At 46.3% G+C, this 15,545-nt stretch carries 18 protein-coding genes; 4 read left to right on the forward strand and 14 right to left on the reverse strand.

Annotated features, from left to right (window positions below):
- Positions 1-113: 113 nt before the first annotated feature.
- From ACESZP_RS14480 to rpmH, 14 genes are all read right to left on the reverse strand, one after another.
- Positions 114-881 (reverse strand): ParA family protein, encoded by a 768-nt coding sequence (locus ACESZP_RS14480; protein WP_158361308.1) that lies wholly within the window; start codon positions 879-881, stop codon positions 114-116.
- Between the two features lie 152 nt (positions 882-1,033).
- A complete protein-coding gene (locus tag ACESZP_RS14485; protein ID WP_499709462.1) occupies positions 1,034-1,861 on the reverse strand; it encodes a 4Fe-4S binding protein in 828 nt (275 codons plus the stop codon).
- A 15-nt stretch (positions 1,862-1,876) separates the two neighbouring features.
- On the reverse strand, positions 1,877-2,932 hold the full coding sequence (locus ACESZP_RS14490) for a DMT family transporter (RefSeq protein WP_499709464.1): 1,056 nt from the start codon (positions 2,930-2,932) through the stop codon (positions 1,877-1,879).
- A complete protein-coding gene (locus ACESZP_RS14495) occupies positions 2,929-3,234 on the reverse strand; it encodes a DUF2651 family protein (RefSeq protein ID WP_499709492.1) in 306 nt (101 codons plus the stop codon). Before ACESZP_RS14495 ends, ACESZP_RS14490 begins: the two co-directional genes overlap by 4 nt.
- A 67-nt stretch (positions 3,235-3,301) precedes the next feature.
- Positions 3,302-3,766 (reverse strand): deaminase, encoded by a 465-nt coding sequence (locus tag ACESZP_RS14500; protein ID WP_178038063.1) that lies wholly within the window; start codon positions 3,764-3,766, stop codon positions 3,302-3,304.
- A gap of 35 nt (positions 3,767-3,801) precedes the next feature.
- A complete protein-coding gene (locus ACESZP_RS14505; protein ID WP_499709466.1) occupies positions 3,802-3,984 on the reverse strand; it encodes a hypothetical protein in 183 nt (60 codons plus the stop codon).
- Positions 3,985-4,002: 18 nt separating this feature from the next.
- Positions 4,003-4,722, reverse strand: coding sequence for a 16S rRNA (guanine(527)-N(7))-methyltransferase RsmG (gene rsmG, locus ACESZP_RS14510; RefSeq protein ID WP_178038064.1), 720 nt, complete (start codon positions 4,720-4,722; stop codon positions 4,003-4,005).
- A 118-nt stretch (positions 4,723-4,840) separates the two neighbouring features.
- On the reverse strand, positions 4,841-6,718 hold the full coding sequence (gene mnmG, locus ACESZP_RS14515) for a tRNA uridine-5-carboxymethylaminomethyl(34) synthesis enzyme MnmG (RefSeq protein WP_178038065.1): 1,878 nt from the start codon (positions 6,716-6,718) through the stop codon (positions 4,841-4,843).
- Between the two features lie 76 nt (positions 6,719-6,794).
- Positions 6,795-8,174: a tRNA uridine-5-carboxymethylaminomethyl(34) synthesis GTPase MnmE gene (gene mnmE / locus ACESZP_RS14520; protein ID WP_499709469.1), complete on the reverse strand. Its 1,380-nt coding sequence runs from the start codon at positions 8,172-8,174 to the stop codon at positions 6,795-6,797.
- Between the two features lie 37 nt (positions 8,175-8,211).
- The gene (jag, locus tag ACESZP_RS14525; protein WP_499709471.1) at positions 8,212-9,177 is read right to left on the reverse strand and encodes an RNA-binding cell elongation regulator Jag/EloR; all 966 of its coding nucleotides are present in this window, start codon (positions 9,175-9,177) and stop codon (positions 8,212-8,214) included.
- 18 nt (positions 9,178-9,195) lie between these two features.
- Positions 9,196-10,455: a membrane protein insertase YidC gene (locus ACESZP_RS14530; RefSeq protein WP_178038068.1), complete on the reverse strand. Its 1,260-nt coding sequence runs from the start codon at positions 10,453-10,455 to the stop codon at positions 9,196-9,198.
- A gap of 18 nt (positions 10,456-10,473) precedes the next feature.
- The gene (gene yidD / locus ACESZP_RS14535) at positions 10,474-10,683 is read right to left on the reverse strand and encodes a membrane protein insertion efficiency factor YidD (protein WP_178038069.1); all 210 of its coding nucleotides are present in this window, start codon (positions 10,681-10,683) and stop codon (positions 10,474-10,476) included.
- A complete protein-coding gene (gene rnpA, locus ACESZP_RS14540; RefSeq protein WP_349164558.1) occupies positions 10,680-11,027 on the reverse strand; it encodes a ribonuclease P protein component in 348 nt (115 codons plus the stop codon). Before rnpA ends, yidD begins: the two co-directional genes overlap by 4 nt.
- A 60-nt stretch (positions 11,028-11,087) precedes the next feature.
- Positions 11,088-11,222, reverse strand: a complete 135-nt coding sequence (gene rpmH / locus ACESZP_RS14545) for a 50S ribosomal protein L34 (RefSeq protein ID WP_158361287.1) — start codon at positions 11,220-11,222, stop codon at positions 11,088-11,090.
- Between the two features lie 259 nt (positions 11,223-11,481).
- On the opposite strand from rpmH, the gene dnaA reads away from it, so the two are divergent.
- The 4 genes from dnaA (at position 11,482) to recF (ending at position 15,545) form a co-directional block, all read left to right on the forward strand.
- Complete coding sequence (gene dnaA / locus ACESZP_RS14550; RefSeq protein ID WP_178038081.1) at positions 11,482-12,855, forward strand: chromosomal replication initiator protein DnaA; 1,374 nt, start codon at positions 11,482-11,484, stop codon at positions 12,853-12,855.
- A 272-nt stretch (positions 12,856-13,127) separates the two neighbouring features.
- Positions 13,128-14,240, forward strand: a complete 1,113-nt coding sequence (gene dnaN, locus ACESZP_RS14555; RefSeq protein WP_499709473.1) for a DNA polymerase III subunit beta — start codon at positions 13,128-13,130, stop codon at positions 14,238-14,240.
- 10 nt (positions 14,241-14,250) lie between these two features.
- Positions 14,251-14,463, forward strand: coding sequence for an RNA-binding S4 domain-containing protein (locus ACESZP_RS14560; RefSeq protein WP_178038072.1), 213 nt, complete (start codon positions 14,251-14,253; stop codon positions 14,461-14,463).
- On the forward strand, positions 14,460-15,545 hold the full coding sequence (recF, locus tag ACESZP_RS14565) for a DNA replication/repair protein RecF (RefSeq protein WP_178038073.1): 1,086 nt from the start codon (positions 14,460-14,462) through the stop codon (positions 15,543-15,545). Before ACESZP_RS14560 ends, recF begins: the two co-directional genes overlap by 4 nt.

Below are 15,545 nucleotides of genomic sequence, written 5' to 3' on the forward strand. Positions count from 1 at the left end.
GCTAATCGTTTCGTGTGAAAATGACTGAGAACAGTAATATGCCTTTTCATTTTATACTTATATCCTTTTCATGCTTTGTAATGTAAGTATTCATAAACAGGTTTTATCTGCTCTTATTCCTCCGGACGGTTAATGACCTCCTCGGCCAGGGCACGATAACTTTCTGCGCCGGTAGATTTGGGATCGTAGACTGTGATCGGATATCCATGGCTGGGCGCCTCAGCCAGACGTACGTTTCGTGGGATGATGGTGCTGTATACTTTCTGCTTGACGTTGGCACGGACATTTTCTACTACCTGCAACGACAGGTTGGTGCGGGCGTCAAACATAGTGAATACGATACCCTCGATGTCCAGGTACGGATTCAGACGTTCACGAACCAGATTGATCGTGTGTATTAGCTGGCTTAAGCCTTCCAGAGCATAGTATTCGCACTGGATCGGAACCAGGACAGTGTCAGCAGTGGTCATGGCATTGATCGTCAACAGATTCAGAGACGGCGGACAATCAATGATGATAAAATCATATCGATCACGGATCGTTTCTACCGCCTTCTTAATAATGAATTCTTTTTCATTAATTCCAATCAGTTCGATCTCAGCGGCTGCCAGATCCACATTCGACGGAATCAAATGAAGATTTTCAAATTCCGTATATTCGATACAGTCCTGGATTTCTTTTTCTCCCAGAATCAGGTCATAGATGGTCGTTTCAACCTGATTTTTGTCAACTCCCACTCCGCTGGTGGCATTTCCCTGGGGATCACTGTCTATCAGAAGTACTTTTTTTCCTTTTTCGGCCAGAGCCGCAGCCAGGTTAATCGATGTTGTAGTTTTGCCAACGCCACCTTTCTGATTGGCAACTGCTATGATTCTTCCCATTTTGTTCTCCTTCGATCAAAGGTAGGGCGCAGATTGCCTTGCCTTCGAGAGATGTTTCACGTGAAACATTTAAGCTATATTTTCGTTTTGTCGCGTTAAAATTTATTATAACACAGGATATTTTAGATTGCTATACAGAAACAAATTTTCCCTTATAATGCCTTCCGAGGACAAGCTTTGACACATTCCATACAAAGAATACATTCTGTGCCGTTCTTTCGTTTTCTGGAATTGTCTGTAATATCCACATCCATCGGACACACTCTTTTGCACTTTCCACAGGAAATACATTTTTCCACATTACATTTGACACGAACCAGAGAAAAATAACTTGCAGGCTTCAGAAATACCGTGATCGGACAGAGATATTTACAAAAGGCCCGGTTATCCTTGAAAAGAAAAGCAAGTATAATTCCAATTACGTAATAAAGAATATTTCCGATCACAAAACTCCAAAACATAATGCGCTCCAGATGTCCCACCTGAAGCAAAAATAGGGAAGCTACAAAAATCAATGATATTCCAAATGTGACATAACGTAACTTTTCCCATTTTGTATTACGTGAAGTCTGGGGAATTCTGTAGGGAAGGAAATCCAGAACCATGGCTGTCCAACAAGCATAGCCGCACCAGCCTCTTCCAAAAACAAGCGCCCCAAATATTTTTGCAACGGCATAATGTATCGTTGCCGCTTCAAATACACCGGTAAACAGATAATACCAAAATCCCTCGATCTGCATATTTTCTCCGCAAATCAAGCCCAAATACACGAGCATATAGAGACCAACCAATAGTTGTACCATATGTCTGGCATATCGATAGTTTCTTTGAAAGAGCAGTAATCCAACTGCCAACACGGTACCTATGTAAGAAAAATTAAACAAGTAAAATACCTGTTCCTTTGTCAGCCACAAAATCACCGCTATACTTTCAAATATCAGCCAAAGTCCAACCGGAATATACCATCTTTGACGTTTCACTTTTGCTCCTTCTCTCTATTTATCTGATAAATGTGCCAACCGATGTTCCTCACTATTTTTGTAATCTCCGTGCGTATGCCCATGTTTCTTTTCTGATGTGATATGATGATGTTCATGTGTATGAGTAATGATATGGGTATGAATTCTTCCGTTATGAACATGAACAACGATATGGGAATGCTCATGTAAATGATATCTTACCATAGTGTCATACACAATCATAATGCTACCAATCATCATAAAGATGAGTCCTACAAAATAAGCGGTTGTAAGTTCTTCTCCATTTATAAGAAAGGCTAAAAATGTACCTACAAAGGGTGCCACCGCATAATATGCGCTTGTTTTTGCCGCTCCCAAATCCTTCTGTGCCCTGATATACATAAAGATACTAAGTCCATACGCTACAAATCCAAGCAGCATGGCAAGCATCATATACTTCCATTCCGGAATATGCTCTCTTAAAATAAAGGAAATCACCAGAGAACCACCGCCTGAGAAGATTCCCTTTAAAAACACGATTTCATAAGTACTCTTATCTGAAATCTTTCTGGTACAATTATTTTCCAGTCCCCAACAGCAGGTCGCCAGAATAACAAACAGAGAACCGAGAGAAAACTGAAAACTACCGCTTCCTTCAAAGGAAAGCACAATACTGGATACTGTAATAAAACCAATCGCTGCCCAGAGCCTGGCCGTCACCTTCTCCTTAAATACCAGCAGCGCAATCAGCGTTGTTGTTACAATTTCGAAATTTTCCAATAGCGAAGCGTTTGACACGGATCCGATACGGATTCCAATCATCAGAAATATAGGCGCTGCGATATCCAGCACGATCATTCCTATGGTATATGGAAGATCCTTTTTTGTCAGCCTTTCTAACTTATCCTCCCCTTTTATATGAAACAAATACAGAAATCCAACTCCGATTCCGGCGCCAAGATATAGAAACGCAGCCATCAACGTAGGCGGTATCTGATTTAGAAGAATTTTTGAAAACGGGGTATTGATTGCATAGAAAATAGCTGCAAGTAACGCCAGCACCACTGCTATTGCCTGTCTCTTTTTATTCATACTACCACCTTAGCTTTTTTCTTAAGTCCTGAAACAAACATTGCTGCAATTCCCAGCAGCAAATAAATCAGAGCATATAAAACAAAGACCGTTTCATTTTTATCAAAAATACTCCAGGCTCCGGCTAAAAAGAGCACTGCAGTTATAACCGGAACAATCCACAGCTCTTTTCTGTCTTTTCCTGCATACACGCCGGCAAGGATCGAGTAAATTGGATTTCCCAGATAAAACAGAATAAAACAAACCGCCATTCCATTGTCACCCTTTACAAAAGAAACCGCAAGCCAGGGCAATATCAGCATAACCAAAGCTGATACCAGAATCCAGAACACCACTTTTTTCATCGCTTTTCTCCCTTTTCCACGTCATTCAACCCTTCTCATGCTTTTCAAAATACGCATTTAAAATCACCAGACTTTCCTCGCGCAGTACACCTGCCGTAACCTGTGGCTGCCAGAAAGAATTGTCAAATACCATTTTAGAACAATTACATCCTTCATTTCCAAGGATTTTCTCCAGTTCCATATTACTTGCAGCATAAACCAGACGTCCCAGTTTTACCCACACCATTGCGCCACTGCACATAAAGCAAGGTTCACAGCTGGAATACATGGTATACTCCTGTAAATCCGTGATACCAGTCTGAGCGCAGAATTCACGAATCAGACCAGCTTCCCCATGAAACGTAGGATCGTGTCTGGTGTAAATTTGATTTTCATTGGTAAAAACCATCTCATTGTCCTTGACAAGTACAGCGCCAAAAGGCTCATTGCCATGCTCCACTGCCAACATGGAAAGCTCGATCGCTTTTCTCATAAAAACTTCATCTTGCATATCTCATTTGCTCCCCTCATCATTCATTTCTAATCCTATTCTAACACCAGAATATTCAAAAAGCCACCTGCAACTTTGCAATAGGAATTTATTTTGTTATCAAATACGATTATTTTTACTGTCATTTCTTGAAGTCCAGAAATATAAATCCTCCTCCCGGTGGGGAGGAGGATTTTTGTTTCGTCCATTGTTTGTTTGTAAATCATCACATGTTTCACGTGAAACATCTCACACTCTTAATGCAGCGGCTCCTTGGTTGGCATTCCTGCCTTTCTCGGATATTTCTTTGCCGTCGCCTTCACTTTTTCAATATACAGTAGACAGCGATACATATCTGAACCCGGCAGCATGAATTCCTTCCGCTGTCCAATCCATCCACCCAGAATCTCCACAGCCTTCCCGGCAGCTTCAATCTCCTCCTGTATCTTTCCGGATTTATAGGGTACGAATGCTCCGCCCACCTTCACAAAGGGCAGACAATACTCCGAAAGAGACGCCAAATTTGCCACTGCCCGGGAAACGCAGCAATCGTACTGCTCTCGGTACTCTGCTTTCTTTGCGTATTCTTCCGCTCTTCCATGCAGAGCTTCTACCTGCTCCAGTCCAAGCGCGTCTACAACTTCCTGTAAAAATTTCACTCTCTTGTTCAGGGAATCCAATAGTGTCACCTGAAGCTGTGGGTACACGATTTTCAAAGGAATTCCCGGAAAGCCTGCGCCAGTTCCCACATCGATCCATTTTTCGTTGTCGCCCAGCTCCCGCACTTCCTTTATCATCACACTGTCAATGAAATGCTTCTGCACCACTTCTTCAAATTCTGTAATGGCAGTCAGGTTCATCACTTCATTTTTTGCGATCAGCATCTCATAATACTGCTCAAACTGCTCCGCCTGCTTTTCGCTCAGTTCTATTTGAATTTTGGAGAATTCGTCCCGAATATACGCTCTCTTATCCATGTTCTATTTCCTTATATTATGCTTTTCTATTTCAGATGCTTTTTCTTACTTACCTATCCTTTAAAATTCTGAAAAAGTGTCATCCATATTTTTACATTTATATCAGTATCCATTCTATTTATTTTTTATGCTCCAGCCACACCAACAGCACCGATATATCCGCTGGCGACACGCCCGAAATTCTCGACGCCTGTCCGATAGACAAGGGCCGTACCGCCGTCAACTTTTGCCTTGCTTCTGTCCGCAGACTGGGCACATCGTCATAATTCAAATCTTCCGGAATCTTTTTATTTTCCAATTTTTGGAATTGTTCTACCTGTCTCATCTGTCGCTGAATATAGCCATCGTATTTCATATGGATATTTACCTGCTCGACCACGCCGCGCATCAACTCCGGCCTTTGCGGATCCAATGGCGCCAGGATCTCATAGCTGAGCTCCGGTCGCTTAATCAGCTCCGCCAGAGAAATACCGGAATTCAGCGGTGTACTGCCATGCTCGACCAGAAGCTCCTGCACTTTCTCAGATGTTCCCACGAAGACCTTCTCTACCCTCGCAATTTCCTCCGCAATCTGCCGCTCCTTTTTTAGCAATTTCTGATACCGCTCCTCGGAAATCAGTCCCATCTCATGGCCAATCTTCGTCAAACGCAGATCCGCGTTATCCTGTCGCAGAAGCAGACGGTATTCGGCACGGGACGTCATCATTCGATAAGGCTCCCTATTTTCCTTCGTTACCAGGTCGTCGATCAGAACGCCTATATAGGCCTGGGAGCGATCCAGGATTAGCGGTTCTTCGCCAAGCACGCTTCGCCCCGCGTTGATTCCTGCGATCAGACCCTGAGCCGCCGCCTCCTCATATCCGGAGCTGCCATTAAACTGACCGCCGCTGAACAGGCCGTGCAGCTTTTTAAATTCCAGGGTCGGATAGAGCTGTCTTGCGTCGATACAGTCATACTCAATGGCATAGGCATTTCGTACGATCCGCACATGCTCCAGACCGGCCACTGAGGAATACATGGCGTGCTGCACATCCTCCGGAAGAGAGCTGGACATGCCGCCCACATACATTTCGTTTGTATACAGGCCCTCCGGCTCCAGAAATACCTGATGCCGGTTCTTATCGGCAAAGCGTACTATCTTGTCCTCAATGGACGGACAGTACCGGGGACCGGTTCCCTCGATCATACCGGAATACAGAGGAGAGCGATCAAGATTATCCCGGATAATCTGATGGGTCTTCTCATTGGTATAGGTCAGCCAACAGCTAATCTGGGGCTTCTGAATCTCATCCGGATCGGTCGTAAAGGAGAACGGCACAATCTCCTCATCCCCAAGCTGCTCCTGCATTTTACTGAAATCAATGGAACGCTTATCTACACGGGCCGGTGTTCCGGTCTTAAAACGATACATCTCAATCCCCAGCTTTTTTAAAGAATCTGTCAGATGGGTCGCTGCCTGCAGACCGTTCGGCCCTGTGTAATTGCTGATATCACCATAGATACAGCGCGCCCGCAGATAGGTTCCGGTACAGAGTACCACTGCCTGAGACTCATAGATGGCTCCCGAGGTAGTTTTCACGCCTTTGACGACGCCATCCTCTGCCAGGATTTCCGCCACCTCTGCCTGCACAATAGACAGATGGTCCGTGTTCTCCAGTACCCGGCGCATACTGCGGCTGTATTCCGCCTTGTCCGCCTGCGCCCGCAGGGAATGAACTGCCGGTCCCTTAGATACATTCAGCATTTTCGACTGAATAAAGGTCCGGTCAATATTTTTACCCATTTCTCCGCCCAGCGCGTCAATTTCCCGCACCAGATGTCCTTTGGAGCTTCCGCCTATGTTGGGATTGCAGGGCATCAATGCGATGCTGTCCACACTTACTGTAAAGATAATCGTTTCCAGTCCCATTCTTGCACAGGCAAGAGCAGCCTCACAGCCTGCGTGGCCTGCGCCCACTACTACTACCTGACAGGTTTCCCGATATACATTCTTCATATTCATCACCTGATCTCATATCTAAATTATCGTGATTACGCCATTTTTGCACCAAATGCTTCAGCCTGATCACCTTTTATTTTCCCATACAGAATTTTCCAAATATCTCGTTTGCCAGATCATCGCCAATCTCCTCGCCGATGATAAACCCAAGCGAAGTATACGCATCTTTCAAATCTATCGTAAAGAAATCCTCCGGCATTCCATTTTCGATGCTCTCGATCACCATGGAAAGGCTCTTGGATGCATCCATAAGCGCCTGCTTCTGGCGCAGATTCGTGATCAGCACCTCATCATTAAAATCCACTTCTCCCCGGAAGAACAGACTTCTTATCTTTTCTTCCAGCTCCTGAATGCCCGCTCCTTCCTTTGCGGAAATCACCAGAACCGGATGACCTGTCCTCTCCCGCATGATTTGCGGCGTAATCACCGGAGCCAGATCTGATTTATTCAGCAGCACTAATGCTTTTTTACCCTCCAGCAGCTTCAGAATCTCCTCGTCGCTCTCATCCAGCACCCGGGAGCTGTCCGCCACATAGAGGATCAAATCCGCATCCTCCGCCTGTTTTCTGGCCCTCTCCACACCGATCTGCTCTACCACATCTTCAGTGGAACGGATTCCGGCCGTATCCAGAAGCTGTAAAGATACCTCCCCGAGCTGCAGCTGCTCCTCCAGCACATCCCGGGTGGTTCCGGCAATCTCGGTTACGATGGCGCGTTCCTCCCCCAGAAGTACATTTAAAAGGGATGATTTTCCCGCGTTGGGCTTACCCAGGATAACGGTCTTGATTCCTTCCTTCAGCATCCGTCCACTCTCTGAACTTTTCAGCAGCCTCTCCACTTCTGCGGCAATTCCCCGCATTTTTTCCAGAAGCTCCTCGCTGTACCCATCCAGGCTGATATGCTCCGGATCATCCAGCGCTGCTTCCACAAAGGCCATCTCATATAGAATCTGTGCCCGCAGCTTCTCGATCTCCTGCCGCACGTTTCCCTTAAGCTGGGCCAGAGATGATTTGAGAGCCATTTCATTTTTCGACTGAATCAAATCCATGACGGCCTCTGCCTGGGACAGATCCATCCGCCCGTTCAAGAATGCCCGTTTGGTAAACTCCCCCGGCTCCGCGGCTCTGGCGCCATTTTTCAACACGGCCTCCAGAATCTTCTGCATCACCAGCCGTCCGCCGTGACAATCGATCTCCGCCGTATCCTCCGCCGTATAGCTGTGGGGACCACGCATCAGCATCACCAGCACCTCGTCCAGTACCTGTTCGCCATCTACGGCCATGCCGTAATGCACCGTATAACCAGGCTGTTCACTCATTACCTTTTTTTCGTTTTTCGGTCGAAATACTTTCTCCAACACCGCAAAGGCGTCCGTACCGCTGATTCGGATAATACCGATCCCGGCGCTTCCCATGGCCGTCGCAGCTGCTGCTATCGTATCTGTATGATTCATGTCCTGTCTTAACTCCGTTTAGAGAAAAAGGAACGCCTTAGCGTTCCTTTTTCTTATTATAATTTCGATTATAACGTCCTCTGTTCCGGTTACCGTAGTTGTCCAGCTTTACGCCTTCCTTTAAGGTAACCACCACGCGGCGATAAGGCTCCTCACCTTCGCTATGCGTGCATACAAACTTGTCATTCTGAAGCGCGGAATGAATCACCCGTCTCTCATAGGGATTCATGGGCTCTAAGGATACCGGTTTTCTGGTTCTCTTTACCTTCTGGGCAATGTTCTTTGCCAGATTTTCCAGAGTTGCCTTTCTGCGTTCCCTGTAATTCTCAGTATCCACCTTTACACGGATATAATCCTCGGTATTCTTATTAACCACCAGGCTGGAAAGATACTGGAGAGAATCCAGTGTCTGACCTCTCTTACCGATCAGAACGCCCATATCCGCACCGTCCAGGGTGATATTCATTTCTCTCTCCTGGGGATTCTGGGTGATAGCTACGGTCACTTCCATACCCATGGCGCCAAATACATCCTTCAGAAACTTCTCAACCGGAGCGGTATCTACCGGAATAGCCGGCTTCTCCGGCTTCGGAGCCGGTACGGGAGCGGAAGCTTCCTTCTTCTCCTCTTTCTTTACCTCCGGTTTTGCCTTCGGTGCCTCAGCTTTCGGTGCAGCCGGTTTCTTTACTTCTGCAGGCTTCTCCGGCTTTTTCGGCGCTTCTGCCTTCTTTACCGGTTCAACCGGCTTCGGAGTCTCTTTTTTCTCATTGACACGCTCCAGAAGCTTCTCCATCTCTTTATCAGCCTTCAGCTTGGCCTCAATCTCCTCATCGGATTTCTGATGGGCACGAATAACAGCCTTTCTTCCGCCGATTCCAAGAAAACCGGATGTGGGCTGTGTGATTACTTCGTAAGCGACCTTGTCTCTGGTGGTTCCAAGCTGAATCGCTGCTTCCAGAACCGCATCCTCGACTGTTTTTGCGGAAACCTCAATACTTTCCATATCAGACACCCCCGTCTTTTATTTCTTCTTGTTCTTCTCGTCAAACTTTTCTACCATTCTTGCCTTGGCTGCCAGACTTCCCGGCTTTGCCTCGGTGTTCTTATAGAATTCGGTAGAATCCTGAATCTGCTTTGCGCGCTCTGCGGCACTCAGCTCCGGCTTTTTATTCACGGATTTTACGCTGGTTCTTGCCACGTTGTTCAGCTTCTCAGGCGGCAAACCGTCCTTTTCGCGCTTGCGGTTATATTTCTCGATGTTCTTCTTGATTTCTTCATCAATATCCATCTTGGACAGATACTTGTTAATCACGAGCTGCTGGACCATACGAACCACACCGCTCATAACCCAGTACAGACCCACACCTACGGGAAGCACCGCACAGAAGTATACGGACATCAGCGGCATGAAGTTGTTCACGGCCTTCATGGACTGCATCATCTCGTTGTTGGAATCGTCGCCGCCATTGGCTGCTGCCTGGGGCATCAGACGGACGCTCATCCACTGGGTCAGACCTGCCAGTACCGGAATTGCGATAGCCGCGAGCAGGAACAGATAATTATGCTCACCCAGATACTGCTTTGCGCTGTACCACGGGGAATTGGCGATATTCAGTCCAAAGAAATTATTAAAACCGTCCAGAGTCTGACGCGCTGTCTCCATAACGGAGCTTAAGTCCGGAAATGCGGCTGCTACGCTGTCCCACTCTGCAGTGGACGCTTTATTCAGTACGTCAATGATGGTGTTCTCAGTAAAGCCCTGCTTCTTGAACTGCGCCGCACTCTTCAGACCCATAATGATGTCCTGGGCACCCTTGCTGTTCATCAGCTCAGTAACCAGCGGATAGTAAGCAGCTTTTACCTTATCTACATAAGCCGGAATTGCGTATACCACCCGGTATACAGCCAGCAGAACCGGCAACTGAATCAGAAGCGGCAGACAGCTTCCCGTCTGGGATGTGCCGTACTTTGCGTACACAGCCTTCATCTCGTCCTGCATCTTTACCATGGATACCTGATCCTGCTTACCCTGATACTTCTTCTGAATGGCCTGAATCTCCGGATTCATGCGGACAGACATTCTGGCAAACTTCTGCTGCTTATAAGTCAGCGGAATCATCAGAGTGTATACCACAATGGTAAATAAAATAATGGCCAGACCTACGCTGGGTGTTCCCATGGAATACAGTAAATCAAAAATACGCTCAATCAACCATCCCAGAATTGCCGCAAACTGGCTTAAAATCGGCGTCGCGTTCCGGGTCAAAAATAAACCTGTCAATGAATGAATCCTCCTTAACTATGGTACGGGATCATATCCACCACTGGAAAACGGGTTGCATCTTAAAATTCTCCAGGCGGCAAGAACGCTTCCTTTGACAGCTCCGTATTTCTGAATAGCTTCCAGACCATACTGAGAGCAGCTGGGATAATAAGGACACTTTGTACGTTTCATCGGCGATAGATATTTCTGATAAAATTGAATCAATCTGATCAATACAATTTTCATTCTTTTTTTAAAACTCCCTGAAGCTTTCCCAAGTGAAGCAGCGCGCTTTCGATCTCTCTCATTCCCCGATCCTTCGCGCTGACCCTTGCGATGACTACCATGTCCAAACCACTATTGAACATGTCTTCATGCAGTCTGTAACTTTCCCGAATCAATCTGGTGATTCTGTGCCGCACAATGCTGTTGCCAACCTTTTTGCTGACAGAAACACCGAGACGATTCTTCTCCAGACCGTTCTCCTTCACATATAGTACCAGATAACGGTTGGCACGGGACTTTCCTTCCTTATATAAAAGCTGAAAATCCCGGTTCTTTTTCAAAGATTCTGAATGCGGATACCTCATACACTCTCCACTTAAAGTCTCTACAAACTTAAAGAGAAAAAAAGGCCACATATATGCGGCCTACGCGGATAATTTCTTTCTTCCCTTTAATCTTCTGGCAGCTAATACCTTTCTTCCGCCAGGAGTGCTCATTCTAGCTCTAAATCCGTGAACCTTTGCTCTGGATCTTTTCTTCGGTTGAAATGTCATCTTCATGGTGCCTACACCTCCTATCTACAAAATATCATTTCAATTATATTCATAAAAGCCCATAAAGTCAAGCAATTTGGCGCTAAAATTCATTTTCTTCCCGGATTTTATATATCTTGTGGCTGTTTTTGAGTTATCCACAAGATGTGGATAAAATGTGGATAATAAGTGGATAACCTGATTTTTCTGCTTGATCGCAGTTCTGATTTGGTATATTATTGATTATAGGATAAATTGCTCTTTTTGGGCACTGAGGAGATAAATGATGAATCTGATAAAAGAAAAATGGAGCGAAATTCTCGAACACGTCCGGAAGGAACATGAACTTTCGGATATTTCCTTTGAGACCTGGCTGCTCCCACTGACAGTCTACAGCACTGACAATCATGTAGTGAAGATCATCGTTCCCATGGGCGAACAGATGATTACGTATTTGAATTCCAAATTTAAGACGCCGATTTTTGTGGCCATTGCCGAATTTACCGGCGAGAAATACGAAGTAGAATTCATCACTGAGAAAGAAGCCATGGAGCAGAAAATCACGGAAGTGCCTGCTTCTTCTGCCGCTGCGCCCGCAGAGCGCCCGGTGAACAGTCCGGATTTTGAAAAATCCAATATCAACCCGAAGTTTACCTTCGACACCTTTGTGGTCGGCAGCAACAACAAGTTTGCCCACGCCGCGTCCCTGGCCGTTGCCGAGACACCCGGTAAAGTGTATAACCCTCTTTTCCTGCATGGAGGCGTAGGACTGGGAAAAACCCATCTGATGCACGCCATTGCCAACCATATTTTAAAGGAAAATCCCAATATGAAAGTGCTCTACGTCACCAGTGAGTACTTCACCAACGAGCTGATCGAAACCCTGCGAATGGGCGATCCCTCCGGTATGACCCGCTTCCGTGAGAAATACCGCAACATCGACGTACTGCTCATCGACGACGTGCAGTTCATCATCGGTAAGGAGAGTACGCAGGAGGAATTCTTCCATACCTTCAATGCCCTTCACACGGCCAATAAGCAGATCATCATCTCCAGTGACCGGCCACCCAAGGATATTGAGACGCTGGAGGAACGTCTGCGGACCCGTTTTGAATGCGGTCTGATCGCCGATGTGTCTTCCCCGGATTTCGAGACCAGAATGGCCATCCTGCGGAAAAAAGAAGAACTGGAAGGCTATCATATCGACGACGACATCATTACCTATATCGCTACGAATATCAAGTCCAACATCCGTGAGCTGGAGGGTGCCTTCAACCGTCTGATCGCCCTTTCCACCCTGGAAAAACGGCCTATCGATATGCTGCTGGCTGAGGAAGCCATCAAGGATATTATTTCTCCGGGCGAGAGCCGGAAAGTGACGCCGGAGCTGATCATCGAGATCGTGGCGGAGCATTTCCATATTACGCCTGCCGACATCTACAGCAACAAGCGTACCGCCAATATCGCCTACCCCCGTCAGATTGCCATGTACCTCTGCAAGGAAAACGGCACGACGCTGAAGAAAATCGGCGACATCATGGGGGGCCGCGACCACACCACTGTCATGCACGGGGTTGAGAAAATCGAAAAGGAACTACAGAACAATGATTCCACTATCCGCACCATCGGAACTATCCGAAAAAAAATAAGCCCCAACTGATCCACGGACTTATCAACATTTTGCTGTGGACAAGTATGTTGATCCTGTGGGGAAAACCTTTTGCCGGTTTGGGCCATGTGTATAACCCCTTCCGTTCAGGGTCAGTTATACAGTACTTTTTCACATAGTTATCCTTTGCCTGAAGCCTTGATTTTAAAGGCCTCAGACCACTTATCAACATATTCACAGTCCCTACTACGGATACGACGGATTATTTTATATATTTATCTATATCCCCCTCCGGGGAGCATCTGAAAGGAGTTATACACATTATGAAGTTTGTCTGCAAAAAATCAGACCTTTTAAAGGGTGTTAATATTGTTTTGAAAGCAGTTCCTTCCAAGACAACCATGTCCATTCTGGAATGCATCTTAATTGATGCATCTACAGGACAGATCAAAATGACAGCCAACGACATGGAGCTGGGTATTGAAACCGTGATCGAAGGAGATATCCGGGAAAAAGGAATCATTGCCATTGACGCCAAGATTTTTTCCGAAATCGTAAGAAAGCTTCCGGACAATGACGTTACCATCGAAACCGACGCTAATTTCCAGATGCTGATCTGTTGTGAAAAGGCACGCTTCAGCATCGCAGGAAAATCCGGTGAGGATTTCTCTTATCTCCCTTATATTGAAAAGGCGGAGCCGGTGGTAGTTTCTCAATTCAGTCTCCGGGAAGTAATTAAACAGACTATTTTTTCCATTTCTGATAATGAAAGCAATAAAATGATGACCGGTGAGCTCTTTGAGATCAGTGGCAATCACTTAAAGGTGGTTTCTCTGGACGGTCATCGTGTATCCATCCGGAATCTGGAGCTGAAAGGGGAATATCAGCCGAGAAAGGTGATCGTACCCGGCAAGACTCTGATCGAAGTCAGCAAGATTCTCTCCGGCGAGCTGGAAGCTCTGGTGAATCTGTTCTTCACCAAGAATCACATCGTATTTGAGTTTGATGAGACCACCGTGGTATCCCGTTTGATCGAGGGCGAGTATTTCCGCATCGAGCAGATGCTTTCCACGGATTATGAGACCAAGGTAAGGGTCAATAAGAAGGAACTTCTGAACTGTATCGATCGTGCGACCCTGCTGATCCGCGAGAGTGACAAGAAGCCCATCATCATCCAGATCGAGGATGGAGAAATGCGCCTGAAGCTGACCTCCGGCGTGGGTTCCATGAACGAGGAGATCGTCATAGAAAAAGAGGGTAAGGACATTCTGATCGGCTTCAATCCGAAGTTTATGATCGACGCCCTGCGCGTCATCGACGACGAAATGGTGACCTTGTATCTGGTAAATCCCAAAGCGCCCTGCTTTATCCGGGATGAGAAGGAATCTTATATTTATCTGATTCTTCCGGTAAACTTCAGCAGCGCTTCTGTATAAAGGAGATATTATGGAATATATCGAAGTAGCGATCCGCGATGAATTTATCCGGCTGGGCCAGGCCATGAAGCTGGCTGGTATCCTTTCCCTGGGATCGGATATTAAGTACGAGATCGTGGACGGCAATGTAAAGGTAAACGGCGAAGTGGAGGAGCGCAGAGGCCGCAAACTCCACAAGGGCGATATTTTTACCTATCAGGGGCAGGATTATAAAATCGTATGATCATTGAATCCATGGAACTGAAGAATTTCCGAAATTACAGGGAATTACAGCTTCATTTTGATGCAAAAACCAACATTTTCTACGGCGACAATGCTCAGGGAAAGACGAATATACTGGAAGCCGTGTATTTAAGCGGAACCACTAAATCCCACAAGGGCAGCCGGGATCGGGATATGATTCTTTTCGGCGAGGACGAAGGGCATCTTCGAACCTTTGTGAAAAAGGGTGAGATCGAATATCAGATTGATATTCACCTGAAGAAAAACAAGACCAAGGGCATCGCCATCAATGGGGTACCGATTCGGAAGGCCAGCGAGCTTTTCGGCATTGCCAATTTCGTATTTTTTTCTCCGGAGGACTTAAGCATTATCAAACAGGGTCCCGGGGAGCGCCGACGATTCCTGGATATGGAGTTATGTCAACTTGATAAAGTATATCTTCACCATCTGGCCAACTACAATCGCATCGTGGTGCAGCGCAATAAGCTCTTAAAGGATCTGAGCTTCCGGCCCGAGCTTAAGGATACCTTGGATATCTGGGATATACAGATGGCAGAATATGGTAAAAAGATCATTGAAAGCAGGAATGCTTTTATTGAGTCTCTGGGAGAAATCATTCGCGGAATCCATGAAAAGCTTTCCGGCGGTAAAGAGGAGCTGACGCTTTCCTACGAGAAACATGTGGGAGCGGAGGAGCTTTACGATGCTATTACCCGGAGTCGGGATCGGGATATCCGCATGAAGACCTCGAATGTGGGTCCTCATCGGGACGATCTGATGTTCGCCATCGGCGGTGTCGATATTCGGAAATTCGGTTCCCAGGGACAGCAGCGGACAGCGGCCCTTTCCCTGAAGTTAGCGGAGATCGAACTGGTCAAACAGGTGATTCACGATACGCCGGTTTTACTTTTGGACGATGTGTTGTCTGAACTGGATCATAACCGGCAAAACTATTTATTAGACAGTATTCATGATATTCAGACCATGATAACCTGTACGGGTCTGGATGAGTTTGTAAATCACAGGTTTTCGATCAACCGGGTTTTCCGTGTGGTCGAGGGCGCTGTATACAGCGGAAATTAG

Source organism: Candidatus Dorea massiliensis AP6 (assembly GCF_964245105.1).
In the GTDB taxonomy this organism is placed as follows: Bacteria; Bacillota; Clostridia; order Lachnospirales; family Lachnospiraceae; genus Laedolimicola; species Laedolimicola intestinihominis.

Excerpts from the sequence above, each read along its gene's own strand:
- ACESZP_RS14480 (WP_158361308.1), bottom strand. The coding sequence starts at position 881 with ATGGGAAGAATCATAGCAGTTGCCAATCAGAAAGGTGGCGTTGGCAAA.
- ACESZP_RS14490 (WP_499709464.1), bottom strand. The coding sequence starts at position 2,932 with ATGAATAAAAAGAGACAGGCAATAGCAGTGGTGCTGGCGTTACTTGCA.
- ACESZP_RS14495 (WP_499709492.1), bottom strand. The coding sequence starts at position 3,234 with ATGCTGATATTGCCCTGGCTTGCGGTTTCTTTTGTAAAGGGTGACAAT.
- ACESZP_RS14500 (WP_178038063.1), bottom strand. The coding sequence starts at position 3,766 with ATGCAAGATGAAGTTTTTATGAGAAAAGCGATCGAGCTTTCCATGTTG.
- rsmG (WP_178038064.1), bottom strand. The coding sequence starts at position 4,722 with ATGGATAAGAGAGCGTATATTCGGGACGAATTCTCCAAAATTCAAATA.
- mnmG (WP_178038065.1), bottom strand. The coding sequence starts at position 6,718 with ATGAAGAATGTATATCGGGAAACCTGTCAGGTAGTAGTAGTGGGCGCA.
- mnmE (WP_499709469.1), bottom strand. The coding sequence starts at position 8,174 with ATGAATCATACAGATACGATAGCAGCAGCTGCGACGGCCATGGGAAGC.
- jag (WP_499709471.1), bottom strand. The coding sequence starts at position 9,177 with ATGGAAAGTATTGAGGTTTCCGCAAAAACAGTCGAGGATGCGGTTCTG.
- yidD (WP_178038069.1), bottom strand. The coding sequence starts at position 10,683 with ATGAAAATTGTATTGATCAGATTGATTCAATTTTATCAGAAATATCTA.
- rnpA (WP_349164558.1), bottom strand. The coding sequence starts at position 11,027 with ATGAGGTATCCGCATTCAGAATCTTTGAAAAAGAACCGGGATTTTCAG.
- rpmH (WP_158361287.1), bottom strand. The coding sequence starts at position 11,222 with ATGAAGATGACATTTCAACCGAAGAAAAGATCCAGAGCAAAGGTTCAC.
- dnaA (WP_178038081.1), top strand. The coding sequence starts at position 11,482 with ATGAATCTGATAAAAGAAAAATGGAGCGAAATTCTCGAACACGTCCGG.
- dnaN (WP_499709473.1), top strand. The coding sequence starts at position 13,128 with ATGAAGTTTGTCTGCAAAAAATCAGACCTTTTAAAGGGTGTTAATATT.
- ACESZP_RS14560 (WP_178038072.1), top strand. The coding sequence starts at position 14,251 with ATGGAATATATCGAAGTAGCGATCCGCGATGAATTTATCCGGCTGGGC.
- recF (WP_178038073.1), top strand. The coding sequence starts at position 14,460 with ATGATCATTGAATCCATGGAACTGAAGAATTTCCGAAATTACAGGGAA.